This is a genomic window from Nakamurella sp. GG22, from assembly GCF_052976845.2.
This window is the reverse complement of record NZ_JBRIIO020000024.1, coordinates 76,884-101,089: the sequence shown is the minus strand read 5'-3', so window position 1 is coordinate 101,089 and position 24,206 is coordinate 76,884. Positions and strand designations below refer to the sequence as shown.

General features: G+C 69.5%; 22 protein-coding genes and 1 pseudogene. 9 read left to right on the top strand and 14 right to left on the bottom strand.

What is annotated here, in order from left to right:
- From ACVBEQ_RS21385 to ACVBEQ_RS21355, 7 genes are all read right to left on the bottom strand, one after another.
- Positions 1-929 (bottom strand): NADH-quinone oxidoreductase subunit D (locus ACVBEQ_RS21385; RefSeq protein ID WP_447155419.1); only part of this gene is annotated, 929 nt, incomplete at its 3' end.
- The gene (locus ACVBEQ_RS21380) at positions 926-1,606 is read right to left on the bottom strand and encodes an NADH-quinone oxidoreductase subunit C (RefSeq protein WP_447155426.1); all 681 of its coding nucleotides are present in this window, start codon (positions 1,604-1,606) and stop codon (positions 926-928) included. The genes ACVBEQ_RS21385 and ACVBEQ_RS21380, both read right to left, overlap by 4 nt.
- Positions 1,607-1,917: 311 nt before the next feature.
- Positions 1,918-2,532, bottom strand: coding sequence for a NuoB/complex I 20 kDa subunit family protein (locus ACVBEQ_RS21375; protein ID WP_447155418.1), 615 nt, complete (start codon positions 2,530-2,532; stop codon positions 1,918-1,920).
- A 188-nt stretch (positions 2,533-2,720) separates the two neighbouring features.
- Entirely contained in the window at positions 2,721-3,086 is a 366-nt protein-coding gene (locus tag ACVBEQ_RS21370; protein WP_447155425.1) for an NADH-quinone oxidoreductase subunit A, read from the bottom strand.
- A gap of 48 nt (positions 3,087-3,134) precedes the next feature.
- Positions 3,135-4,427: a geranylgeranyl reductase family protein gene (locus ACVBEQ_RS21365; protein WP_447155417.1), complete on the bottom strand. Its 1,293-nt coding sequence runs from the start codon at positions 4,425-4,427 to the stop codon at positions 3,135-3,137.
- A gap of 234 nt (positions 4,428-4,661) precedes the next feature.
- On the bottom strand, positions 4,662-5,357 hold the full coding sequence (locus ACVBEQ_RS21360; RefSeq protein ID WP_447155416.1) for a demethylmenaquinone methyltransferase: 696 nt from the start codon (positions 5,355-5,357) through the stop codon (positions 4,662-4,664).
- Between the two features lie 95 nt (positions 5,358-5,452).
- Positions 5,453-6,022: a DUF3592 domain-containing protein gene (locus ACVBEQ_RS21355; RefSeq protein WP_447155415.1), complete on the bottom strand. Its 570-nt coding sequence runs from the start codon at positions 6,020-6,022 to the stop codon at positions 5,453-5,455.
- 126 nt (positions 6,023-6,148) lie between these two features.
- On the opposite strand from ACVBEQ_RS21355, the gene ACVBEQ_RS21350 reads away from it, so the two are divergent.
- Positions 6,149-7,402, top strand: a complete 1,254-nt coding sequence (locus ACVBEQ_RS21350; RefSeq protein WP_447155414.1) for an isochorismate synthase — start codon at positions 6,149-6,151, stop codon at positions 7,400-7,402.
- A 21-nt stretch (positions 7,403-7,423) separates the two neighbouring features.
- Here ACVBEQ_RS21350 and ACVBEQ_RS21345 read toward each other — a convergent pair whose 3' ends face one another.
- Positions 7,424-7,924: a hypothetical protein gene (locus tag ACVBEQ_RS21345; protein ID WP_447155413.1), complete on the bottom strand. Its 501-nt coding sequence runs from the start codon at positions 7,922-7,924 to the stop codon at positions 7,424-7,426.
- A gap of 587 nt (positions 7,925-8,511) precedes the next feature.
- Here ACVBEQ_RS21345 and ACVBEQ_RS21340 point away from each other — a divergent pair.
- The gene (locus ACVBEQ_RS21340; protein ID WP_447155412.1) at positions 8,512-8,946 is read left to right on the top strand and encodes a CBS domain-containing protein; all 435 of its coding nucleotides are present in this window, start codon (positions 8,512-8,514) and stop codon (positions 8,944-8,946) included.
- Positions 8,947-9,031: 85 nt separating this feature from the next.
- Here the strand turns inward: ACVBEQ_RS21340 and ACVBEQ_RS21335 are convergent, their stop codons facing one another.
- Positions 9,032-10,363, bottom strand: a complete 1,332-nt coding sequence (locus tag ACVBEQ_RS21335) for a glycosyltransferase (protein ID WP_473163197.1) — start codon at positions 10,361-10,363, stop codon at positions 9,032-9,034.
- An 82-nt stretch (positions 10,364-10,445) separates the two neighbouring features.
- Between ACVBEQ_RS21335 and ACVBEQ_RS21330 the strand changes: the two genes are divergently transcribed.
- A complete protein-coding gene (locus tag ACVBEQ_RS21330; RefSeq protein WP_447155410.1) occupies positions 10,446-11,096 on the top strand; it encodes a TetR/AcrR family transcriptional regulator in 651 nt (216 codons plus the stop codon).
- A gap of 117 nt (positions 11,097-11,213) precedes the next feature.
- Here the strand turns inward: ACVBEQ_RS21330 and menD are convergent.
- The 5 genes and pseudogenes from menD to ACVBEQ_RS21305 form a co-directional block, all read right to left on the bottom strand.
- Positions 11,214-12,896 (bottom strand): annotated as a pseudogene (gene menD, locus ACVBEQ_RS21325) (2-succinyl-5-enolpyruvyl-6-hydroxy-3-cyclohexene-1-carboxylate synthase); the annotation flags it as partial.
- Positions 12,897-13,147: 251 nt separating this feature from the next.
- Positions 13,148-13,570 carry a pyridoxamine 5'-phosphate oxidase family protein gene (locus tag ACVBEQ_RS21320; protein WP_447155409.1) on the bottom strand — a complete coding sequence of 141 codons (423 nt, stop codon included), beginning with the start codon at positions 13,568-13,570 and terminating at the stop codon, positions 13,148-13,150.
- Positions 13,571-13,672: 102 nt separating this feature from the next.
- Positions 13,673-14,623, bottom strand: coding sequence for an o-succinylbenzoate synthase (locus tag ACVBEQ_RS21315; protein WP_447155424.1), 951 nt, complete (start codon positions 14,621-14,623; stop codon positions 13,673-13,675).
- Positions 14,624-15,180: 557 nt separating this feature from the next.
- On the bottom strand, positions 15,181-16,134 hold the full coding sequence (locus ACVBEQ_RS21310; protein ID WP_447155408.1) for an NAD-dependent epimerase/dehydratase family protein: 954 nt from the start codon (positions 16,132-16,134) through the stop codon (positions 15,181-15,183).
- Between the two features lie 293 nt (positions 16,135-16,427).
- On the bottom strand, positions 16,428-17,762 hold the full coding sequence (locus ACVBEQ_RS21305; protein ID WP_447155407.1) for a glycosyltransferase: 1,335 nt from the start codon (positions 17,760-17,762) through the stop codon (positions 16,428-16,430).
- 90 nt (positions 17,763-17,852) lie between these two features.
- Between ACVBEQ_RS21305 and ACVBEQ_RS21300 the strand changes: the two genes are divergently transcribed.
- The 6 genes from ACVBEQ_RS21300 to ACVBEQ_RS21275 all read left to right on the top strand — a co-directional run bounded on the left by ACVBEQ_RS21300 (position 17,853) and on the right by ACVBEQ_RS21275 (position 24,163).
- The gene (locus tag ACVBEQ_RS21300; protein ID WP_447155406.1) at positions 17,853-18,503 is read left to right on the top strand and encodes a TetR/AcrR family transcriptional regulator; all 651 of its coding nucleotides are present in this window, start codon (positions 17,853-17,855) and stop codon (positions 18,501-18,503) included.
- Positions 18,504-18,622: 119 nt separating this feature from the next.
- Positions 18,623-19,966, top strand: coding sequence for an HNH endonuclease signature motif containing protein (locus ACVBEQ_RS21295; protein ID WP_447155405.1), 1,344 nt, complete (start codon positions 18,623-18,625; stop codon positions 19,964-19,966).
- A gap of 119 nt (positions 19,967-20,085) precedes the next feature.
- Positions 20,086-21,030, top strand: coding sequence for a 1,4-dihydroxy-2-naphthoyl-CoA synthase (locus tag ACVBEQ_RS21290; protein ID WP_447155404.1), 945 nt, complete (start codon positions 20,086-20,088; stop codon positions 21,028-21,030).
- 6 nt (positions 21,031-21,036) lie between these two features.
- A complete protein-coding gene (locus ACVBEQ_RS21285) occupies positions 21,037-22,527 on the top strand; it encodes an AMP-binding protein (RefSeq protein WP_447155403.1) in 1,491 nt (496 codons plus the stop codon).
- Positions 22,528-22,700: 173 nt separating this feature from the next.
- On the top strand, positions 22,701-23,273 hold the full coding sequence (locus ACVBEQ_RS21280) for a mismatch-specific DNA-glycosylase (RefSeq protein WP_447155423.1): 573 nt from the start codon (positions 22,701-22,703) through the stop codon (positions 23,271-23,273).
- An 11-nt stretch (positions 23,274-23,284) separates the two neighbouring features.
- The gene (locus ACVBEQ_RS21275; RefSeq protein ID WP_447155402.1) at positions 23,285-24,163 is read left to right on the top strand and encodes a 1,4-dihydroxy-2-naphthoate polyprenyltransferase; all 879 of its coding nucleotides are present in this window, start codon (positions 23,285-23,287) and stop codon (positions 24,161-24,163) included.
- Positions 24,164-24,206 lie beyond the last annotated feature (43 nt).

The window sequence follows — 24,206 nt, the reverse complement described above, 5'->3', positions numbered from 1 at the left end:
ACCTCGAACTCGTAGTCCTCGTAGCCGCTGTACGGCATGACCTTTCGCAGGTCCCAGGGCAGACCGGCCGACCGCAGGATCGGTCCGGTGACGCCGAGCTGCATGCATGCCTCGAGTGGCAGGATCCCCACCCCAACCATCCGCGCTTTCCAGATCGGTTGCCCGGAGAGCAGTTTGTCGTACTCGGGGAGCCGTGACTCCATGACCTTGATGAACTGGTTGATCCGGTCGATCGAGCCTTCCGGCAATTCCTGCGCGACCCCGCCCGGCCGGATGAACGCCATGTTCATCCGGAGCCCGGTGAGGAACTCCATCAGGTGCAGCGCTTCCTCGCGCTCCCGGAAGCCGGCCGTCATACCGGTCAGCGCGCCGAGTTCCATGCCGCCGGTGGCCAGCGCCACCAGGTGCGAGGAGATCCGGGTCAGCTCCATCAGCAGCACCCTGATCACCTGGGCGCGGACCGGAACCTCGATGCCGAGCAGCTTCTCGACGGCCATGCAGTACGCCTGCTCGTTGAACGCGGGCGAGAGGTAGTCGGCGCGGGTGACGAACGTGACACCCTGCGTCCAGGTCCGGTACTCGCAGGACTTCTCGATACCGGTGTGCAGATAGCCGATGACGGACCGCGCCTGGACGACGGTCTCACCCTCGAGCTCGAGGATCAGCCGCAGCACGCCGTGCGTCGACGGGTGCTGCGGGCCCATGTTGATGATGATGCGTTCGTCGTTCTCGAACTCGGTCGTCGCGAGCAGTTCGTCCCAGTCGCCACCGGTGACGGTGAACATCCGACCCTCGGTGGTGTCGGTTCCCCTTGCCCTGCGGAGGTTCTCGTCGCTGCGCCGGCGGGTCGCCGAGTCCTGCAGATCGGTGTCGAGGTAGTCCTCGGCGAAGGTCGCCGAACCGGTTGCCCGGCCGTCGTTCTCGGTCATGAGTACGTCCTCCGGTGGTCCGGCGAAGGAATCTCGGCACCCTTGTACTCCACCGGGATCCCGCCGAGCGGGTAGTCCTTGCGCTGCGGATGCCCGAGCCAGTCGTCCGGCATCAGGATCCTGGTGAGGCCGGGATGACCGGGAAAGTTGATGCCGAACATGTCCCAGATCTCCCGCTCCTGCCAATCGGCCGTCGGGTAGATGCCGACCGCGCTCGGCACGTTGGCGTCGGTGACATCGACGGCCACCTCGAGCCGGATGTGCCGGCGGTACGTCATCGACGTCAGTTCGTACACGACATGCAGCCGGCGGGCGACGTTCTCGCCGTAGTCGACGCCGGAGATCGACGAGGCCAGTTCGAAGCGCAGCGACTCGTCGTCACGGACCGCCCAGAGCAGGGCGGTGAGGTGGTCGCGGGCGACGTAGAAGGTGATCTCGCCGTTGGCGACCGTTGTCTGCAACAGGGCCTGCGGTGGGATCGACCGCTTGGCCATCGCCGCGAGCAGCGCGTCCGCGACCTCATCGAAGTAGGCGCCGTAGGGCCGCTCCGCCGGCACAGGCGTGTACGGCTGCCGGACCAGCAGCCCGAAACCCGAGGTGTCGCCGGACCCGTGCACACCGAACATGCCAGTGCGCTCGACGCCGGTCGCGGGCACGCCCACCGGCGCCCCGGACATCCCGGTCCGCCCGGACAGTCCGGCGGGTGAGCTCGGGTCCTGCAGTCCCTGCTCGGCAACGGCTGTCGAGTCGGTGCCCTTCGCGGACGCGTCGTCCGTGGTGCCGGTCGCCTTCTCACCCGGGGTGTCGACCGAGCTGTGGCCGCCGGCGGCGGTGGTGCCACCCTCCGCGGAATCGTTGCCGCCTGTCGACGTGCGTCCCACGCCGCCGGACGCGGCCGGTGAGTCCTGCTCAGGCCGGCTCGGCGGCGACTTCTCTGCCTGCGGTTCGGGGGAGTTCTGGTCGCGGGGTCCGGTGTTGCGCGGTTCGGTCATGACCGCCCCGCACCGATCTCCTTGGCGGCCAGTGCGTCGATGTTCACCTGCGGGGTGCCGACCGGGGCCGGCAGTTTGCCGTAGCGGACCGAGGATGCCACCAGATCGGTGCGCTGGCCGAGCTTCTCGGCCGCCCGCTTGGCGCCCAGCGGCTCGTCCATGATCTTCGCGTGCAGTTTGAGGATCGCGTCGATGAGCATCTCGGGGCGCGGCGGGCAGCCGGGCAGGTACATGTCCACCGGGACGATGTGATCCACGCCCTGGACGATCGCGTAGTTGTTGAACATGCCGCCCGATGAGGCACAGACGCCCATCGACAGCACCCACTTGGGCTCGGCCATCTGGTCGTAGATCTGCCGCAGGACGGGGGCCATCTTTTGGCTCACCCGGCCCGCGACGATCATCAGGTCGGCTTGTCGCGGGGAGGCCCGGAAGACCTCCATGCCGAACCTGCCCAGGTCGTACCGGGGAGCACCGGTCGTCATCATCTCGATCGCACAACAGGCCAGGCCGAAGGTGGCCGGGAACAGCGATGCCTTGCGGGTCCAGTTGACCAATTTCTCGACGCTGGTCAACAGCACACCGCTAGGAAGTTTTTCTTCCAGGCCCATGAGCACTGCTCCCTTCTTCGCCTGATGAGCGGATACGGATGGACACTTGTGATGCCGCCTACGTGGTGCTGGTGGTGCCTGTGGTGCGTGCCGGTGTTGCGTAGTGCGCTTGCGGGGCCGCCGATCCGTGCCACCGTCGGTCAGTTCAGCACAGGGGACGGTCCGCGTCTTGATCAGCGCGCGTGTCGTCAGTCCCAGTCGAGCCCGCCGCGGCGCCAGGCGTAGGTGTACACGACACCGACGGTGACGATGAACAGCAGGATCTCCACCAGGCCGAGCACTCCCAGCTGGACGGCCGACTGCGCCCACGGGTAGAGGAAGACGATCTCGATGTCGAAGACGATGAACAGCATTGCGGTCAGATAGAACTTGATCGGGAATCGGCCGGCGGTGCCTGCCGGAAGTGGGGTCGGCTCGATGCCGCATTCGTACGCGTCGAGCTTTGCCCGGTTGTAACGGTGCGGGCCGAGCTTGTCGCTGACCACGGTGACCATCGTCAAGGAGAACCCGGTCACCAGGATCAACAGGATGATGATCGGCAGATAAGCACTCAGCACGGCAGAGCCCTCCCCGGGCTAGTCGGACGCCGGCACGAACACACGCTAGACACTGGGCGCCATCCTGGTCAGCGACCGCACGATGCGATCGGCCCAGTCGCCGTCCCGGCTGTCGTACAACCCGGCGAGCAATTTGAGCACCAGGTACATCAGATCCTTGCGCGGCAGCCCCAATCGGGTTGCCGTCTTCATCACTGCCGGCTTCCCGATCAGCGTGGAGAAGATACCGCCAAGGCGGTAGTAAGCGCCCAAATGGTCCTTCATGGCCGTCTCGTACCCGTGCAGCGCCGCTTCCCGGCTGGGTCCATCCGGCCGGCCGAGCGCCTGCAGGACGGACTCGGCGGCGAGTGCCGCCGACTCCATCGCATAGGCGATGCCCTCGCCGTTGAACGGGTTGACCGCACCGCCCGCGTCACCGACGAGCAGCAGCCCGTCCGCGTAGTGCGGCGTGCGGTTGAAGCCCATCGGCAGGCCCGCGCCGCCGATCGGTCCGAGGGCGTTCTCCTCGCGCAGGCCCCACTCCTCCGGGGTGCCGTCGAGCCAGGTCCGCAGCAGAGCGCGGTAGTCCGTCTTGCCGAACGCCTTGGACGAGTTGAGCATGCCGAGACCGACGTTCACAGTGCCGTCGCCCAAGCCGAAGATCCAGCCGTAACCGGGCAACAGCTTGGCCTTCGCCGGGTCGGAGCGATCCCACAGCTCGAGGTGCGATTCGAGGTAGTCGTCGTTCGTCCGGCTCGGGCTCTTGTAGTAGCGCCGGACGGCCACCCCGAGCGGCCGGTCGTCGCGCTTGTTGATGCCCATGCCCAGGGCGACGCGCGCCGACACGCCATCGCAGGCCAGGACCAGCGGCGCGGTGAACTCCGTCGGGCCGTCCTGCGTCTTCGCCAGCACGCCGGTGATCCGGCCGGTGCGTTCGTCGCGGACGGGCCCGGTGACGGTGGTGGCCACCCGCATCCGGGCGCCGGCTTTGACCGCGAGGGTGGCGAGCATCTCGTCGAAATCACGGCGCGGGCGGACCACGCCGAAGTCTGGAAAGTCCTGCAGGACCGGCCAGGGCAGTTCGAGGCTGGTGCCACCGCCGACGACACGCAGGCCCTTGTTCTTGATCCAGTCCGGTCCGGAGACATCGACACCCAGGGCGAGCACCTGCTTGACGCCGCGCGGGGTCAGACCGTCGCCGCACACCTTGTCGCGGGGAAAGGTCGACTTCTCCAGCAGCAGCACGTCGACGCCGGAGCGGGCGAGATACGTCGCGACGGTGGACCCGGCAGGGCCGGCACCGACGACGATCACATCCGCCGTCCGGTCCGAGTCACTCACCGCGTTCGACAGGCTCATCGCGACCTCTCTGCACACCGTTGGGAGTCGGGCCTGGAAGGGCTGCGACGCGGTCCTTACGGCAGGCAAGCGAGTTTGTGAAAACGTTCACGAGCGCACTTCGCCCTCAGTGTAGGACTCGTCGCGAACCTCGTACACCAAGGGCGCCGAACGCCACGCTGATGCGCCATCCGGTGCGCACGGCGCGGGTCGTCCGCAGACCGCGCGCCGCCGGGCCGGCTCGCCGGTCACCGGTCAGTCGGGCCTGCGCACGGCGTGGTGCAGCGCGACGACGCCGAACGTCATGTTGCGCCAGACCACGTCAGTCCAGCCGGATCTCGCGATCACCCTGGCCAGCGAGGGCTGGTCCGGCCAGGCGTCGATGGTCTCCTGCAGGTAGGTGTAGGCCTCGGGGTTCGACGACACCCGGCGGGCCAACTTCGGCAGCACGTTCCGCAGGTACCACCGGTAGACCCAGCGGATCGGCGCCGGCCGCGGACGGGAGAACTCGCAGACCAGCAGCTGACCGTCTGGCCTGGTCACCCGCGCGAACTCGCGGAGCGCGGCGGCCGGATCCTCCACGTTGCGCAGGCCGAACGAGATCGTCACGGCGTCGAAGGAGTGGTCGGCGAAGGGCAGGTGCAGCGCGTCGCCGGCCACCCTGGGCAACCGGAACTCGGGCTTCGCCGCGGACAGCATCCCGACCGAGAAGTCGGTGGCCACACACCACGCCCCGGTCCCGGCCAGCGCCCGGGTCGACACGCCGGTCCCGGCGGCGACGTCGAGGACCTTCTGACCCGGCAGCAACTGCAGTGCGCGGACGGTGTGCCGACGCCACCGGCCGTCCTGCGCGCCGGAAAGAATGGTGTTGGTGCGGTCGTACCGTTCGGCGACCGCATCGAACATGGCGGCGACCTGTCGTGGTTCCTTCTCCAGACCCGCCCTGCTCATCGCACTTCACCCCAGCCCATGAGGTGGCAGCCTACCGAGCAACGGGCCCCGTCGTGCCACCGCAGTGACCTCCGTCGCTCCTGATCCCAGGGCCGTCACGGCGACCGGGGCGACTGCTCCGCCGGACCTTGCGATGGTGGGTTCGCGGCATGCCCTGGACCCCGGGCGGTTCCGAACAGCGGCAGCCGGGCGCGCCGGATCAGCCACCAGATCACCGGCACGGCGACCAGCCAGGTGACGACGGTGACAAGGCCGATCGACAGCGTGCCGACCGCGGCAGTCCGGCCGGCCACCCGGGCGATCTGCGGGTCCTGCTGGGAGTACTCGACGACGAACTGCTGGCCCAGCGAGAGCAGGCCGGGATACAGAACGCCGCCCTCCGGCCGGATCGTCGCGCCGGTCGCGTCGACGAACTCGATCCCGGTCCGCAGCGGCGAGACCGACAGCACGGTGGCCGTCGCGCTGCCGAGATGGTCGTCGATCGCGTTGTCGTTCGCCCGCATCGCGATCGCGAGGGCGATCATCATGACCGTGACGGCGACGGCCGCGAGCAGCACGCCGCGGGCCGCCCAACGCCATCCGAGGCGGCCGCGCCTGCCTTCGTCGGCCCGCGTCGAGGAACCGCCCGGTACGGGGCCGGCTGCGGAGTGCGCCTCGGCCGTCACCGGCAAAGTCTATGGCCGCTGCTGGGCCCATCCACCTGCGCGGAGCTGTCGGGAATCGGCGGACGTTGCGATCATCACGCGAGGACCGGGCGGGCCGGGCGGGCCGGACGACTACCCTTGGCGCTCGTGACTGCCGTGCCGACCACTCGTCTGGCGCTGAATGCGGTCTCCGAATCGGTCGATCCGGACACCGAACTGATCGATGCGCTCCCCCGGCCGAACGGCACGCTGTGCTTCGTGCACGGCGGGACGGGCTTCGTCGGGTGGGGCGAGTACCAGCGTTTCACCACCACCGGTCCGGACGCCGCGCAACAGATCCAGGACTGGTTCGCAGAGGTCTGCGCAGGTCTGCGGATCGAGGATTCCGTCGGGGTTCGCGGCAGTGGGCCGATTGCCTTCGTCTCGCTCGGATTCGACGACGACGACGTCTCGGTCGCCGTCGTCCCGAGCACGGTGCTCGGCAGGGACGGCGAGATCACCTTCAGGACCACCATCGGGCCGGCGCTCGGGACAGGGCTCGTGACCGGGCTCGGGACAGGGCGCCCCGCCGCGGTGCGCGCCCCCGGCCGGGTCAGCTACGCCGACGCCGACCTCTCGGTCGCCGGATTCACCTCCGCGGTCAGCGCGGCCACCGCCCGGATCCGGGCCGGTGAGTTGCAGAAGGTTGTGCTCGCGCACGATCTCGAGGCCACCACGACCCGCCCGGTCGACGAGCGCTTCCTGCTCCGCCGGCTCGCGGACGCCTACCCGGACTGCTGGACCTTCGCTGTCGACGGACTCGTCGGCGCGAGCCCGGAACTGCTCATCCGCCGCAGCGGCGCGTTCGTCGCGTCGCGGGTGCTCGCGGGTACCGCCTGGAAGGAACACAGCGGCGACGCCGTGTCAGCGGGACTTCTCGGCAGCGCGAAGGACATCGCCGAACACGCGTACGCCGTGCGGTCCGTCGCGGACATCCTCGCTCTGGCCACCGAGGAGCTCGACGTACCGGCCAGCCCGGTACCGCTCGAGCTCGCCAACCTCACGCACCTGTCCACCGACATCGTCGGCCGGCTCGACCAGCGAGCCCCGACCGCGCTGGATCTCGCGGCCCGCTTGCACCCCACCGCGGCGGTCGGCGGCAGCCCGACAGCCGTTGCGCGACAGGTCATCCGGGAACTCGAGCCGATGAGCCGGGGCCGGTATGCGGCACCCGTCGGATGGATGGACAGCCGCGGTGACGGCGAGTTCGCCATCGCGCTGCGTTGCGCCCAGATCTACGGCCGGAGCGTGCGGTTGATGGCCGGCTGCGGGATCGTCGCCGATTCGCAGCCGGAGATCGAGGCACGCGAGGCGCAGATCAAGATGATCCCGATCAGGGACGCGCTCGAGTCGCGGGTCTGACACCCAGACCAGGGCGAAAGGTTAGTAGACGGTCTCGCACGGAATACCGTTCAGGTCGGCATCCATGTTGTCCGGAGCGCCCCACATCAGCCAGTACTCGGTTGCGTCGGCCCAGTTGTACCCGAGCGCCTTCAGGTCCTTGCAGTACAGCCCCGACGGCAGGGCGCTCACCCCTGCGTAGTAATAGCCGGGATACGGATTCGGTGCCGGGACGACGACCACATCCGGGGCGGGAGCCGTCACGGTCCGCGGCGCGGGTGCCACCACAGTCACCGGGGGTTGCGCGGTCACCGGGGGTTGGGCCGTGACCGTCACCGGAGGAGCGGCCGTCACCGTCACCGTCGGTGGAGCCGATGAGACGACGGTTTGCACGGCGTCCGACTGTTCGCTGCTGGCTGCTGCGGTCACGTTCGATGCGCCCTGTGCGGGTTGCCCGACGCCCGTCACCGGCGCCGGCTGAGCGGCACAACCGGCCAGCGTCAGTCCCGCCAACATCACAAGGGCAACAATTCTCGACCTCATGGGAATACCTTCTTTCGTCACCCTGACGCTACGCGCGAGTGACATTTTCCCATTTGACGAAGATGGTATTTCACCCACTGGTGCACAGTGGCTCGAATGAGTTTCTCAGTGAGTGCCAGATCACTCCTAGATCGGCGTGACAAATGCGGACCTCGCCCGTCTCGATAACGGTCCCGCCCGCGGATCTGCGCCTGAACTGGGACGCAGCACTGGGTTGCGCCCAGCGCACCAACGCTGCCGACTTGACCTTTATTTGTCATTTCGGGAATTGATTCGGCGTTCTCCCCGAGCCACGAACCGACAGGCCGTCGCCATTCTCGAGCGACCCCCTGACGGACTCGACCCGGAAAAGAAGGACGAGTCTGTCGGCACATCTCCGTCGAGAGGTTTCATTTACACCAGAGACAGCCTCCGGCCATTGACCTATACCGCATTTCCGCGCCGACTGACTGCTCGTTGTCCAATCCGATCCGAACAAACAGCGCAGATCCCGCTCAGTCGAGATGGACCGGACTATCCTTCGATGTGCACGTCGGCGCCTGACGGTGTCCGCGGTCCGGCGAACCCGGCGTGGTGGGAGGGGTGCCATGCGCGTCAAAGACGTTCTCGCGACCAAAGGCGACGCCGTCGCGACCATTGATCCGGAGGCCACCGTCGGTGCGGCGATCAGCGCGCTGACCGGGCATCGGGTCGGAGCACTGGTTGTCACCAAGGACGGGCGGACCATCGACGGCATCATCAGCGAGCGCGACATCGTCCACGGCCTGGACAGCGTCGGGGTGGAGATCCTGACGGTGCCGGTCCGGACGGTGATGACCGCCGAAGTGCAGACGTGCTCGCCGACCGACGAGATCCGTTCACTGGCAACGACGATGACACAGCGGCGATTCCGCCATCTGCCGGTCGTTGCAGATGGCGTCCTCGCCGGCATCGTGTCCATCGGCGACATCGTCAAGATCCGGGTCGACGAGCTGGAGACCGAACAGCAGCAGCTGATGGGCTACATCTCGTCCGCCGGCTGACGTCCCCCATCTGGTGGTGTCTCCGCTGTGCTGATTCCACTGTGCCGATTCCACTGTGCTGAGCCCCGGGCCCTGCCCGGCCGGCTCAGCGAACGACGGCGACGTCCGGTCCGCTGCTCGCGGCTGAACTCCGGGCAGCCGCAGCGTTCTCGAGTGCGCTCGTGATCGCCGCCAGCGGATCGCGAGCGGCGAGCTCGTCACGCAGCCGCTCGGCCGCCGACCGGAATCCGGGCTCGCCCAGAATCCGATGAACCGCGCCGGCGACGGCCTCGGGGGTCGGTCGGCCGGTACGAAGGTTGATCCCGGCGCGCGACCAGGCCACCCGGGCGGCGATCTCCGGCTTGTCCTCGGTGTCGCCGGCGACGACCAGCGGGACACCGTTGGAGAGCGCGAACTGGACGCCGCCGTAACCGCCGTTCGTCACCATCACGTCGACCTTCGGCAGCAGCCGGTCGTACGGCAAGAAGGCTTCCACCCTCGCGTTGCTCGGCAGGTCTTGGCGGAGTGCGTGGGCGGTCGCCTCGTCCCCCGTGGTGGCGATGACGAGAACGTCGTCGCCGGCGAGCGCCCGGATCGTCGGCAGCAGGAGCGCCCCCGGGTCGTCGTTGGCGATCGTCCCCTGGGTGACATGGACGACCGGTCGACGACCGTCCAGTTCGCCCCACCAGGACGGGGCGTCGAACGCATCGAGGGCCGGTAGCACGGCACCGACGAAGTCGACGCCCGTCCTCAGGTCGCTCCGTGGGTACTCGAAGCCAGGGCCCGTCAGCTGCAGGATCCGGTCGGAAAGGCAACTGAAGTCCAGGACGAAGCACGGCAGCGCTGCGACGCCGAGGTCGCGCAGGTGACCCTGGGCGAGCCGCTGGGCGCGCCCGAAGATCCCCCGGGACACCAGCTTGTTCAGCGAACGGTTGCGGAGCCGGCCGATCACGCTTGTTGACGGTGGCAGACCGAGCCCGAACGGCGCGGTGTCGCGGCTGGACAGCGGGAGCGGGAGCACGCCGCAGATCAGCACCGGCGGCCGTGTCCCGTCCTCCTCGAGCAGCAGCGGCAGGACTCCGGTGAAGGCCGTCTCACTCAATACCGCGTCCACCGGCCCCCGCGACAGCGCCGACCGGATTCCCAGGTACTGGTGCGGCATCACGGCGACGAAGTTGTTCTCGACGTCGAAACGAATCCGGCGGACACCGGTCATTTCCTCGCCGCCGGGAAAGGCGCCTGCGACGTCGCGGTCGTCGTAATCGGCCGCCTCCGGAAGCGCGAGGTGCTCCATACCGGCAGCGGTGACGGCACCGGCAAAGCGGCTGCCGGTGAGCATGCGGACATGGTGGCCGGCATCGACGAGATGACGGCCGATGGTGATCATCGGTGCGACGTGACCGTAGACGGGTGTCGCGCACAGCAGGAACGAACTCATTGCAGCAAACTCCAGCGGGGTGAGGGGCAGGTTGACTCTGATCAGGAAGCGGGCCACGCGATTTTGATACGGTGCCAACGCAATGAATGTTGAGCAACCTGTTTTGCACGCCAAGCGCGCCTACCGGTCCCCTGTTCGTGCCGAGCAGGCTGCCGCGACCCGTCGCCGACTACTCGCCGCCGCCGGTGAGTGCTTCGCCGACAACGGTTACGCCGGAACCTCGCTCAAGGCCATCGCTGCACGGGCGGGGCTGTCCGTCGAAACCGTGCAACAGAGCGGGCCCAAGGCCGACCTGCTTCTCGCTGCGTACGAACAAGCCTTCACCGGGGACGAGGGGCGGACGTCCCTGCTGGAGCGGGAGTCCTTCCGTCATGTCGTCGAGCAGACCGACCCGGTCGCCCTCGTGGATGCGCTCGTCGACTTCATGGTCCCGGCCAATGCGCGGAGCGCCGCGCTCGCCGCCGCGTTCGAGGCCGCGGCACTGTCGGACCCGCGCATCGCGACGGTGCGCCGGGAACTCGGCGAACGGGCCAGAACGGATACCAGGACCGGGGTCGCCCTGATCGCCTCCCTCGGGGGTTTGAGTTCCGGCCGGCCCATCGACGAGGTCGGTGACGAGTTGTGGTTCGTGCTGGCCGCCCCGCACTACCTCAGGCTGGTGCACGAAGCGGGCTGGACGCCGGCGCAGTACCGCGCGTGGCTCGCCCGGACGCTGCGCGCGCTGCTGCTCTGACGCGCCTCAGAGCGCGTCGCGGACCGCCTGCGTCATCCGATTCAACGTGGACTCGAGGTCGGTGCGCGACGTCGGTACTTCCACCACCCGGATGCCGCCCGGATCGGCGACGGCGTCGGGCAGTTCGTCGGCCGTGGAGACCAGAACGTGCTCGGCGCCGGCACCCTCCGCCAGGCCGCCGATCATCGCGCCGTGCGGTGTTCCGAAGACCCGCTCGAACGCCCGTGCGTGACGGGGCTCCCCCGGCTCGAGGGTGGAGAAGATGGCGCCCCCGTCGTTGTTGCTCACCACGATGACGAGGTCCGGCCGCGGCTCGTGCGGACCGATGATCAGGCCTGTGATGTCGTGTAAAGCGGTGAGATCGCCGATCAACGCGACCGTCGGCCAGTCCTCCGGATGAGCGGCGAGAGCCACCCCGACCGCCGTCGAGACGGTGCCGTCGATACCCGCGACGCCGCGGTTGGCCAGCACCCGCAGACCGTCCCTCGGGGCGGCCGTCAGGGCAACATCTCGGGGCGACTGTGACGAGCCGAGCAGCAGCGTCGCGCGCGGAGGCAACGCCCGGACGAGATCGCGGGCCAACCGGGGCGAGGCGTTGATGTCCAGCTCGTCGATCACCTTCTGGACGGCGCGGCCTGCTGCGGCATCGGCTCCGCGCCACCGGGCGGACCAGTCCTGATCGGCAGCGCCGCGCAGATCGGGCCAGCCCGCCGCGACGCACCTCGCCGCACCGGAGGGGTCCGCATAGCTCGCCGGATGGGCGATCACGTCAACGGTCACCCGCCGATCGGCGAGCAGCCGCTGTACCGGGCGGAACAGGGTCGGCCGGCCGAGCACGATCACCCGGTCCGGGCGCTCCTGCTCGAGCCAATCACCGGCGGACAGCAGGTGCAGACCGGCGCCGAGCACCGCGGAGCCGGCGGCACCGCCGGCCTCGGAGATCACCAGGTGACCCGTGCGGGCGACGGTTCCCGCCCATGGATGCGTCAGATCGGCCAGGAACAGCACGCGTTCACCCGGCTCGGTCGCCGGCACGGCTGGCCCGAGCGCGGGGTCCGCGCCGGTGACCGTGGTCCACGGGCCGTCCCGGCCGGCCAACGACTCCGGCCAGTCCTCGAGCTGGACACCCGCGACCCGCGCCGCGCCGGCTGTCCGTGTCCCGCCGACTGTTCGCGCCGCGCCGGCTGTCCGCGCCGCGCCGGCTGGTCGCGCGGCACCAGCCGTCTGCGCGGCATCGGGCATCAGCGCGGGATCGGGCATCAGCGGGTCGGCAAGGGCGACGTTCAAGTGCACCGGCCCGGCGAGTCCGCCGGCCCCGGCTGCCGACGCAAGGGCGCGGCAGACCATCGCCCGCCAGCCGGCGTTCTGCCCGGGGACGCGCTGCGCCACACCGAACTCATGGAAGAACCGGAGCGCCCGACCGAACAGGGTGCGTTGGTCGACAACCTGGTTCGCTCCGACGTCACGGAGTTCCGGCGGACGGTCGGCGGAGACCACCAGCAGCGGCACCGCGCCGTGATGGGCCTCGAGAACCGCCGGGTGCAGATTGCCCACCGCGGTACCGGAGGTGGTGATGACGGCGACCGGCCGGCCCGACCCGCGGGCCAACCCCAAAGCCAGGAAACCCGCGGTCCGCTCGTCGATCCGGACGTGCAGCCGCACCCGGCCCGCAGCGTCGGCGGCGTGCACTGCCATGGACAGCGGAGCGTTGCGCGACCCCGGGGCGAGCACGATGTCGGTGACCCCACCGGCCACCATCTCGTCCACCAGGACACTGGCCAATGCCGTCGACGGGTTCACGCCCGCCATTGTCGCTGTCGGTCGGCCCTGTGCCGGCAGGTCGCGTTACTCGGCGGGTTTAAGACGCCCGTCGGTTGCAGACGCCCGTCGGTTTCAGGCGCCCGTCGGTTTCAGGCGGTTTCAGGCGCGCGTCGTTTCAGGCGCCCGTCGGTTTCATGACCCGGCAGGCCTGAGCCCGTCGGCTCTTAGACCCGGCCTTGTCAAAGGTCGTCGGTTTCAGGACCCGGGTCGGTTCCAAGACTTGGCAGGGTTCAGAGTTCGTCGGGCGGCGGCCCGAACATGAACTGCCGACCGGTGACCTCCGCGGGTATCACCCGGACGAACACCGGCTTGATCGTGGCCACCCAGGGACGGAGTCCGGAAACCTGGGCGTCGTCGAAGTCGTCACCCCATTCGGCGGCGTGCGCCTGCCCCTTGACGACGACGCTCCACCCGCCGTTGCCGTCATAACCGTCGATCTCCAAGGCCACCGACTCGTTGATCGTCAGCGCGGCGAGCTTGGTCCCCTGCGCTGTCCTGAACACGAGAGTGCCGTTCTGCACGGCGTAATTGATGGGGAAGATCTCTGGCTGATTGGCGACGCTGAGTGCGAGGCGGCCGAACTCGGTGGAGTTCAGGAGGGCCCAGCTCTCGGCTTCGGTCAGGGTGCTGACTGGGGTGGATGTCTCGACCATGATGCGATCATGTGCGCGGCTAATCGGCCGGGCCAGAGTCCAAAGTCCCTACCGAATCCGGTGTCGCAGGTGGTTTGCGTCGCACGGCCGCTCGGAGTGGGATCAGCCGTCAACGTCCGTGGCCGGGCGGTCTTTCGTGTCCAGCAGCGCCGCGACCCTGCTGAGCCTGTCCAGCCAATACCGGGTGGCAGTGGTGTCGGCGGCAACGGCGTTGAGCCGGTCGGGATCGGGGGATGCCCGGCGCACCGCCAACATCCCGCCGACCGGCGCCAGGGTCGCGGACGTCACGTCGACCGACAGCAGATCCGCTGTGCCCAGTCCGCAGGCGTAGGGCAGATCCGGCAACGCGGCTGCGAGCGCGAGTCCCGCGGCCAACCCGACCGAACTGTCCACCGCCGACGAGACGACGACCGGCAGGCCCGCCGCCCGGGCGATCCGGAGCGCCGCGCGAACCCCGCCGAGCGGTGCGACCTTGATGATCGCCACGTCCGCCGCGCCGGCCAGCGCCACCTTGGCCGGATCGGCGGCGTGCCGGATGGACTCGTCAGCGGCGATCCGCACCTGCACACGGCGCCGCACCTCGGCGAGCTCCGGAACGGTCCGGCAGGGTTGTTCCGCGTACTCCAGGCCGCCTGCGGCGGCGTCCAGTGCCTCGATGGCCGGCACAGCTTCATGCACCGTCCAGGCCGCGTTCGCGTCGACCCGAATGCGTCCGGTCGGGCCGAGGGCCTCGCGCACCGCGGCGACCCGCTCGACGTCGGCAGCGAGGTCGACCCCCGGATCGGCGACCTTCACCTTCGCGGTCCGGCACCCGGAGGCCAGCACCAACTCCGCGGCACGGTCGGCACCCACCACCGGGACGGTCGTGTTGACCTCCACCCCGCTGCGTACCGGCTCCGGCCAGGGCAGCGTCGCCGACTCGATCGCGGCGCGGAGCCACGGCACGCACTGCCGGTCGTCATAGTCGCGGAAGGGTGCGAACTCGGCCCACCTGGCCGGCCCGTGCAGCAGCACCCCCTCCCGCACGGTGATCCCGCGGAATCGCTCGACCATCGGCAGCGCGAAAACGGCGGCGGTCGCGAGCAGCGCCCGGAGATCGTCAGGGTGCGGCGATGCGGACGGGTCGATCGGATCGATCGGGTCGGTGTCGGCGGGCACCTGCCCATCCTTCCCCGCCCGTCCTTTCCGCCCGTCCTTTCCGCCCGTCCTTTCCGCCCGGCTCGGGCTGGCTTATCCATCGGTGACGTTGACCCCGGCGCCCGCACGCCCTGTAACCCGTCGCTCCTCGGGACGCGAGAGCGGCCGGCGGTTACCTCGCTCCACGGTAGAGTCCGCCGCGGCGGTCCTGACAATGCCGTCGGGGCCGTCCCGGAGCGGCCACCGGCTCTTGACGAATGCCCCGTGGCGAACGCTCGGTCGCGAATGCCCTGTGACGAACGCTTGTCACGAACGCCCGTCACGACACGAACGCGTCAGGACCAGCGCACCGAATCGTCCCCCGCGCCAACCCGGCCGCCGTCAGGACCGGCGCACCGAATCGTCCGCAGCGCCAACCCGGCCGCCGTCAGGACCGGCGCACGGGATCCTCCACCGCGCCAACCCGGCCGCCGTCAGGACCGGTGGTAGCCCTTCTCACCGATCCGAGCGGCCAACGCGCTCCGCGGGTCGAGCCCCGCAGCAACCCGCTCGAGTCCGCTCGCGAAGTCGTACCGGGGCGCCCAGCCCAGCGCGGCTCGTGCCCGTGCGTTGTCGTACACCCGGTCGATCACCGGGAACATCCGCCACCCCAGGTCGGCATAGACCTTCTCGAACCCAGGGAAGTGTTTGCCAACAACGGACGCCGCGTCGCGCCGCAGGTCCGACAGGTCCGCCCTTGTGAACGGTGTGGTCGCATTGACGATGAACCGGCCGAACCCGACGGCGTCGGCGCGCTCGACCGCGAGCAGATGTGCCCGCGCGACGTCAGCGATGTCGACCCTGCGGTACAGCAATTCGTTCAGCTGCGCGTTCGCCGTCGAGTACCGGTCGCGGACGGCGGCGGTGTCGTCCGGTTCCGGAAAGAACCGGGCGGTGCGCAGGATGACGCAGGGAAGACCGTGGTCCCGGCGCACCAGTTCGCACAGGTCCTCGGCCGCCACCTTGGTCGCGCCGTAGATGTTGCGCGGCAACGGGTGCAGGTCCTCGGCGACCCAGACGGCCGGCGCGTCCGGCGCCGGGGTCAGCGCACGCCCGAAGGCGCTCGTCGTGCTGGTGAACACGAAACGTCCCACGCCCGCCGTCACCGATTCCTCGAGCAAGACCAGCGTTCCCGTCACGTTGACGTCGACGAACGCCTGCCGCGGGTGGGATCGGACGTGTGGCTTGTGCAACGTCGCCGCGTGGACAACCGCATCCGCGTCCCGCAGGGCGGCGCGGACGAAGGACCTGTCGGTGATGGAGCCCAGCATCTCGGTCGTCGGCGATGGCAGGACGTCGATCCCGACCACTTCGTGACCGGCCTCGGTGAAGGTGCTCATCAACGCCTCGCCAAGATGTCCGGCGCTGCCGGTGACCACGATCTGCATGCCGGGTTGTCTATCAGGGCCCGGCTGCAGTCCGCGCGCCAAATACTGGTTGCGGACAGTGAACGGATGCCTGGCGGAGTGAGCACTCCTGCCCGCTCTGCGGGCGGCCATCACTGTCATTCCGTGACCGTCGGGTTCCCGTGCCACAGCGCCAGCGAGGGATCGGTCCGACTGACGGCACTGATCGGCAAGTCCGTTCACCGACGTCCAGTTCGTACCGGCGGGACGGCTGTGCAGACCCCGCCACGGCGGTCATCGCCAAACTGTGCTGAAGTCGGACCGCCGGAACGCGGTCAACCGGTGATCGCCCCGGAGAGCTCGCTGCGCCGGACCGGACGGCGGGTGGCCGCGAGCCGCTCGAGCAGATCGGCGCCCTCCCGGCCGGCGTCGTGCGCCGCCATCTCCGTACGGATCACGCCGGCCGCGGCACGGTAGCTGTTGTTGTCCAACGCTTTTCGCACGCCACGCCGGACGGCCTCGGCGGTCGGCCGTGACGCACCGAGGGTCACGCCCACGCCGGTGTAGCGGATGCGGGCAGCGATCTCCGCCTTCTCCTCCGTCGTACCGGCCTGCACCAACGGGACACCGTTGGCCAGTGCGAGGGTCACCCCGGTGTACCCGCCGTTGGTGACGAAGACCGCCGCGTGCCTCAGCAGCAGGTCGTAGGGGATGAACCTGGTGACCCGGACGTTGTGCGGCAGCGCCCCGCCCAACGCTTCGACCAGGCCACTCGGATCGCCCTGACCGGTCGTCACCACGACGAGCACATCCTCGTCGGCCAGCGCCCTGACGCTTGGCACCAACAACTCGGTGGGGTCGGGACGGATGCTCCCCTGGCTGACCACGACGACGGGTCGCGAGGTGCTCGTCACCTCGGGCCACCAGGGCGGCGGCTCCCAGTGCACCGGCGGGTCCGGACGGAGGGCGCCAACCCAGTGCACGTGCTCGGGCAGCGCCTTGCGCGGGTACTCGAATCCGGGCGTGCAGCCCTGCATGTGCAGGAACGGCGACGACATCTCTTCGAGGACGAACCTCGACGGCGCAGGCAGTCCCAACGCCGCCCTGGTCTCCCGGTGCACACGATCGGCATCGGCGAAGATCAGCCGTCGGCCGGCGGCTCGGACCAGCGCGTTGCGGATGCGACCGATGGGTCCGCGCATCGGCTGCAGCCCGGGCCCGAAGGGCGGCGTGTCGGGCTCCTCGAACGGCAGCGGGCCGTCCCCGAAGGTCGCCCACGGCACGGAGTCCAGCTCTCCTGCGAGGCCGACGCCGAACATCAATTCGTCGCAGAGCATCGCGTCGATGTGTGTATCGGCGAGGATCCCGCGGATGTCCGCGACCCGCTGCGGGGCGTGGCCGACGAAGACTTCCGCGAACACGTGCCGAATGACTTTGATCGGAGCCATGTCCCGGTACTGCGGCCAGTGCTCCGTCAGATCCATGCCGCCGAAGTCCTCCGCGGCGACGTAGGGCAGGGGCTCCGCCCCGATGGATGCGAGTTGCCGATGAAACGCCGACCCGGAATACCAGAGGACGCGATGTCCGCGTTCGATCAACCGGGCGGCGAACGGCATCGGATTCGCGGTATGCGCGGGGACGGGAATGCTGGCGAAAAGGAACGTGCTCACGTGGCACCTCTCGGCTGTCGGGGATGTGTTCGTCCGGTCGGGCCGACCGATTGAGTAGACTGAAGATACAACCATTTGACCAGGAGTCCAGTGAATATCTCGCGGTCCTACTCGAGCCCCCTCCGCCAAGAGGCTGCGATCGTCACCGAGCGTCGCATCCTCGCGGCAGCGGAACAGCTGTTCCTCGAGCATGGTTATCCCGCAACGACTCTCGCGATGATCGCAGCGACGGCCGCGGTGTCGAAACAGACCGTGTACAACTCGTGCGGCTCGAAAGCACAACTGCTCAAGCGGCTGTACGACGTTCGCCTCGTCGGCGACGACGCGCCCGTGCCGCTCGCCCAGAGGCCGGAGGTCCAGCGGATGATGGCGCTGACCGACCCCCGCGCGCTGCTGGACAGCTACACCGCGCTCGGCACCGCCCTGTTCGAGCGCCTCGGGCCGCTCCTTGCGGTCATCGTCGCCGGTGCCACGGCCGGCGACCCCGACCTCGTCGCACTACTCGAGACCACCGACGCCGAACGGCTCATCGGTACCACCGGGATCGCCGGCCGATTGGCCGAGCTCGGCGCGTTGCGGGATGGCATGACGACCGAGCAGGCGCGCGACATCATCTGGATGATGAACGGGCTGCCCAGTTGGGAGATGCTTGTCCGCCGCAGGCATTGGCGGATGGCCGACTACCAGCGGTGGCTCTCGCGATCGCTCGCCGACATGCTGCTGGCGCCGGCCCACAAGTAGGTGCCGGCGCCCGTTCGGCAGAGGCCGAGGATTCCGCCTGGCCAGCGTGCGCGACTGAGGTTGTCCACATTGTGTCGCCGCTGCGGTCGGCAGCCGACGGCCCGGATTACGGTTCGAACGTGTCCGAAGTGAGCGTTCTCGATGCCGCCGTCGCGGTTGTCGGCGACGCGCGGCAGGCGCTGACGGAACTGCGGGACACCGAGTTCTGGAAGGTGCCGGACACCGACCTGCTGTTGCTCGCGCGGGACCTGGAAGCGTTGGGCCGGTTGGTCTTCACCGCACAGGTGCACCTCGCAGGCGAAGTCGACACCCGGCGCCTCGCCGGCACGCACGGCGCGGCATCGACGGCAGCGCTGCTGCGCAACACCCTCGGCGTCTCCCACAGCGACGCCGCGTCGATGGTCCGCACCGCCGCTGCCGTCCTTCCGCAGGAGATCCCGTCCGGCGGAGAGCTCGCACCTGTGCTGCCACTGCTCGCCGACGCCCTACACGAGGGAGCGATCGGGGCCGAGCAGACGCGAACGATCGTGACGACGATGGCCAAGCTGCCGGGCCGCGTCGACGACGAGACCCGGCTGCTGTGTCAGCAACAACTCGTCGCCCACGGCCGGATCACCGAACCCGCCCCCTTCGCGGTGTTCGCCCGAGCGGTGCTCATCGCCCTCGACGAGGGACAGGACTTCGATGACGACCCACCCGCCGATCACGTCGAGTTCTCCCTCGGCACCCGCAACGCGAACACCGGCCTGACGAGGGTCTCCGGCCAACTGGACGACCTCGGGGTGGAGATCGTCAACCAGGCGATCGGGGGTCTGTCCACGCCGGTCGGACCCGACGCCGGTGTCGCCGATCCGCGGCCGGCCGCCACCCGCCGCGGGCATGCCCTGCTGGAGGTCCTCAGGCGGTATCTCGATCTCGGCGACGCCCCGACACAGGGCAGTGAACGCCCGCACATCACGGTCACCATGACGCTCGACGACCTTCGGGCAGCGCCCGGCGGCGACCGCGCGCTCGGTGCCGGCGGGATGGGGCTTCTGGACTTCGGCGGCCCGATCACCGGCGCGCAGGCGAGGACACTCGCGTGTGACGCGATGATCGTGCCCGCGGTGCTCGGCTCGCCCTCCCAGGTGCTGGACGTCGGCTCCGCGAGCCGGCTGTTCCCGATCGCGATCCGCCGGGCACTCGTTCTGCGGGACAAGGGATGCGCGTTCCCGGGCTGCGACCGACCACCGGCCTGGACAGACGCGCACCATGTGGTCTTCTGGGCCGACCACGGAGAAACCAGCTATCGCAACGGTTGTCTGTTGTGTCGGCACCATCACAGTGAGGTACACCGCGGGAACTGGGAGATCCAATTCGCCGACGACGGCATACCCGAGTTCCTGCCGCCGGCGTGGATCGACCCGGCTCGGGTCCCGCGGCGGAACACGTCGCATCACATCAAGGGCCTCTTCGGCCGCTGACCTGGCTCGCCGGCACGGGCCTCAGGGACCCGCCGTGAACGGTGAGCTGCCTGCCGGGGATCGCGTTCTCGCGTGCACCGTCATCGAACGACCGGGCGACCGCTCGTAAGGTGACCGTCATGAGCGCAGCCCCCGTCAGCGAGATCTTCGACCCGACCAGCTGGCGCGAGGTGGATGGCTTCGACTTCACGGATATCACCTACCACCGGCACATCGGACCGCGCCCCGGCGCTGCCGGCACCGACGTCGATCTGCCAACCGTGCGTATCGCATTCAACCGGCCGGACGTGCGCAATGCGTTCCGCCCGCACACGGTCGACGAGCTGTACCGCGCACTCGACCACGCACGGATGACCGGCAGCGTCGGCTGCGTCCTGCTCACCGGCAACGGACCGAGCCCCCGCGACGGTGGCTGGGCGTTCTGTTCCGGCGGGGACCAGCGGATCCGTGGTCGTTCGGGCTACCAGTACGCGGACGGCGACACCGCCGACACGGTGGATCCTGCCCGCGCCGGACGGCTGCACATCCTCGAGGTCCAGCGGCTGATCCGCTTCATGCCGAAGATCGTCATCGCGGTCGTTCCCGGTTGGGCGGCGGGCGGCGGGCACTCGCTGCACGTCGTCTGCGACCTCACCCTCGCGAGCGCGGAGCATGCGCGGTTCAAGCAAACCGACGCCGACGTCGGATCCTTCGACGGTGGTTACGGATCGGCGTACCTCAGCCGGCTCGTCGGGCAGAAGTTCGCCCGGGAGATCTTTTTCCTCGGCCGCGAGTACACCGCCGCCGACATGCACGCGATGGGGGCCGTCAACGAGGTGGTGCCGCACGCGCAGTTGGAGACCGTCGCGCTGCAGTGGGCAGCGGAGATCAACGGCAAGTCGCCCACGGCCCAGCGGATGCTGAAGTACGCGTTCAATCTCACCGACGACGGCATGGTCGGCCAGCAATTGTTCGCCGGCGAGGCGACCCGGCTCGCCTACGGCACGGACGAGGCGGTCGAGGGTCGAGACTCCTTCCTGCAGAAGCGCTCCCCCGATTTCAGCCCCTACCCCTGGGCGTACTGATCCGGTATGCCCCGCCTCCTGGAAGTGCTCGAGTTCCCCACCGGCGAGAAGCTGTTCGACCTGTTGCCACGGCTGCAGGCGGCACTGCGCGGTGAGGGACATGCGATCCTGCCGGTGCCGGCAGGTCAGCCCGCCGAGACCGGTCGGCTGATCACCGGACTCGCCGGCGGGACGGCCCTCGCGGACATCGAGGACGACCCCAGCGACCCCACAGCGGTGGTCGTCGCGACCTCCGGGTCGACGGGGACTCCGAAGGGCGCGCTGCTGCCGGTCTCGGCGCTCGTCGCGTCCGCCGACGCCACCCGATGTGCACTGACCTGCACAGGCGGCCTACACCCGCACCGGACGAACGGCCCTCGACGCCCACCCGAACCGACGGGCACGTGGCTGCTGACGTTGCCCGCACAGCACATCGCCGGACTCCAGGTGCTGCTGCGCGCGATCGCCGAAGGGACCACCCCGGCGATCATGGACACGGCCCGCCCGTTCACCACCGAGGCCTTCACCGGCACGGTGTCGACGATGCCCGCGGGCCGTCGATTCGTGTCGCTCGTGCCGACCCAGCTGCACCGCATACTCGCCGATCCGGAAGCGACCGCCGCGCTGGCCACCTTCTCTGCCGTGCTCGTCGGCGGTGCCGCGACGCCGCGGGCGCTCGTCGACGACGCCCGGCAGGCAGGCGTTCCAGTGATCACCACGTACGGGATGAGCGAAACCTGCGGGGGGTGCGTGTACGACGGGGTGCCGCTCGATCAGGTCGCAGTCAGTGTCGACCACGACGAACGCCCCACCGACCGGATCCGGCCCGACGGTTCGCACCCCGCCGAAGGCCGCCCGGGCAGGGTTTCGATCAGCGGGCCGATGGTGGCGCGGGGGTACCGGGACATGCCGCGGCACCCGTCGTTCTGGCAACGGCCCGGCGACATCAACCGCACCTTCGTCACCGACGACCTCGCGGTGTTCGATGCCGGTCACCTCAGGATCGTCGGGCGGATCGACGACGTCATCGTCACCGGGGGCGTCAAGGTGGACCCGGCCGTCATCGAAACCGTGCTGTTCCGGGTCGCCGGGGTGGCCCAGGTCATGATCACCGGTGTGCCCGATGACGAGTGGGGCACGGCCGTCGTCGCCGTGGTGCAGCCGGAAGTCGGGATGACGCCGGACCTCGCGACGTTACGGGCCGCCGCCGTCTACGCGCAGGGCCCGGCCGCCGCCCCGAAGCACCTGGTTCTCGTCGACCATCTGCCGCATCGTGGGCCCGGCAAGCCCGACCGGTCGGCCGTCCGCGAACTGGCACTCCGCGAGCTGGACGCCCGCGAGCTCGCGCTCCGGGAGCTCGACGCCCGCGAACTCGCGCTACCAGAGCTCGACGCCCGGGAACTCGACGCCAGCGAACTCGCGCCCCGGCAGCCCACGCCTCGTGTCCAGGAACCGCCTCTGACCCGCCCCGGCCCCGCGGTCGAGCCGTCGCCTGAGCAGCAGGACCCCGCGTTCTGATGGCGGCCCTCGAGGGGTCAGGCATCGGTCCGGATCGGCAGCTCGCCGCAGGACCGCATACCGCCGCAGGACCGCAGGCCGCCGGCGGACGGAAGCCCGCCGAAGGACGGAAGCCCGCCGAAGGACGGAAGCCCGCGGCAGGACGGCAGACCCGCCGGTTCACCCGGGCGGAACTGGAGTCGTTCCACGGCGCCAAGGTGGACGACCTCGTCGGTCCAGGCATGAAGCTGCTGTTCGTCGGGATCAACCCGGGTCTGTGGACGGCCGCGGTGAATGCGCATTTCGCCCGTCCCGGCAATCGGTTCTGGCCGGCACTGCAGCTCGCCGGCATTACCGCCCACCGGATCGATGCCAGCCGCGGCCTGCTGCCCGCCGACCGGGACGAACTGCTGCGGGCAGGAATCGGGATCAGCAACCTCGTGCCGTACGCGACCGCGAGGGCCGACGAGCTCACGGCCGATCAACTCCGGCAGGCAGCCGGACCGCTGACCGCGTTGGTTCAGCGGTACGAACCGGCAGTCGTGGCGGTGCTCGGCGTCTCGGCCTACCGACTGGCGTTCGGCGACCGCACTGCCAAGCAGGGGCGGCAGGAGTCGACGCTCGCCGGCGCCGAGCTCTGGGTGCTGCCCAACCCCAGCGGACTCAACGCGCACCAGACCGCGGCCTCGTTGGCGGCCGCCTACCGGGCCGCGGCAGTCGCGGCCGGCGTTCCGCTCGTTGTCAGCGGACCTGCTGCGGAACAGTAGGGTCGTTGCACGTGGCAACTGCACAGCAATGGTTCTCGGCCGCCCGGCCCAGGACACTCCCGGCCGCGGTCGCGCCCGTGCTCGTCGGCACCGGCGCCGGGATCTCGCTCGGTGGCTTCTCCTGGTTGCGCGGCGGCCTTGCGCTTGTCGTATCGCTCGCGCTGCAAATCGGCGTCAACTACTCGAACGACTACTCGGACGGCATTCGCGGCACCGACGCGGATCGGGTCGGCCCGCTGCGGCTCGTCGGTTCCGGCCTCGCGACACCCTCCACCGTGAAGCTGGCCGCTTTCGGGTGTTTCGCCGTTGCGGGCGTCGCGGGACTGGTGCTCGCGGCCCTGACGACCTGGTGGCTGATCCCTGTCGGAGTTGCCTCCGTCGCGGCGGCCTGGTTCTACACCGGCGGGCCGCGCCCTTACGGTTACGCGGGCTTCGGCGAGATCTTCGTTTTCGTGTTCTTCGGCCTGGTTGCTGTCCTGGGAACGACGTACGTACAGGCGGAGGACCTCTCCCTCGGGGCGCTGATCGCGGCCATCGGAATCGGACTGTTGGCGTGCGCGCTGCTGATGGCGAACAACCTGCGTGACGTGCACACCGACGTCACGGCCGGCAAACGGACCCTCGCAGTCCTGCTCGGTGAGCCGCTGAGCCGGCGGGTTTTCGCCCTGATGCTCGCCGGAGCATTCGTCGCCGCCGCGACCGTCGGTGTGACCTCGCCGTGGTGTTTCCTCGCGCTGCTGCCGCTGCCGCTGGCGGTGCCGCCGGTCCGACAGGTCCTCGGCGGCGCTCGGGGCGGTGCGCTGATCCCGGTACTCGGCGCCACCGGCCGGTTGGAGTTCGTCTACGCCGTCCTGCTCGGGCTCGGATTCGCGCTCGAAATCTGGGTCTGAACGGCGGTCACAGGGCGGAAGGGGCCTGCCCGACCCTGCACCG

Coding starts and splice junctions, on each gene's coding strand:
- ACVBEQ_RS21365 (WP_447155417.1), bottom strand. CDS start 4,427: ATGAGCCTGTCGAACGCGGTGAGTGACTCGGACCGGACGGCGGATGTG.
- ACVBEQ_RS21310 (WP_447155408.1), bottom strand. CDS start 16,134: ATGCAGATCGTGGTCACCGGCAGCGCCGGACATCTTGGCGAGGCGTTG.
- ACVBEQ_RS21320 (WP_447155409.1), bottom strand. CDS start 13,570: ATGGTCGAGACATCCACCCCAGTCAGCACCCTGACCGAAGCCGAGAGC.
- ACVBEQ_RS21330 (WP_447155410.1), top strand. CDS start 10,446: ATGAATGTTGAGCAACCTGTTTTGCACGCCAAGCGCGCCTACCGGTCC.
- ACVBEQ_RS21285 (WP_447155403.1), top strand. CDS start 21,037: ATGCCCCGCCTCCTGGAAGTGCTCGAGTTCCCCACCGGCGAGAAGCTG.
- ACVBEQ_RS21315 (WP_447155424.1), bottom strand. CDS start 14,623: ATGGTCGAGCGATTCCGCGGGATCACCGTGCGGGAGGGGGTGCTGCTG.
- ACVBEQ_RS21335 (WP_473163197.1), bottom strand. CDS start 10,363: ATGAGTTCGTTCCTGCTGTGCGCGACACCCGTCTACGGTCACGTCGCA.
- ACVBEQ_RS21380 (WP_447155426.1), bottom strand. CDS start 1,606: ATGTCCGGGGCGCCGGTGGGCGTGCCCGCGACCGGCGTCGAGCGCACT.
- ACVBEQ_RS21340 (WP_447155412.1), top strand. CDS start 8,512: ATGCGCGTCAAAGACGTTCTCGCGACCAAAGGCGACGCCGTCGCGACC.
- ACVBEQ_RS21360 (WP_447155416.1), bottom strand. CDS start 5,357: ATGAGCAGGGCGGGTCTGGAGAAGGAACCACGACAGGTCGCCGCCATG.
- ACVBEQ_RS21290 (WP_447155404.1), top strand. CDS start 20,086: ATGAGCGCAGCCCCCGTCAGCGAGATCTTCGACCCGACCAGCTGGCGC.
- ACVBEQ_RS21375 (WP_447155418.1), bottom strand. CDS start 2,532: ATGGGCCTGGAAGAAAAACTTCCTAGCGGTGTGCTGTTGACCAGCGTC.
- ACVBEQ_RS21345 (WP_447155413.1), bottom strand. CDS start 7,924: ATGAGGTCGAGAATTGTTGCCCTTGTGATGTTGGCGGGACTGACGCTG.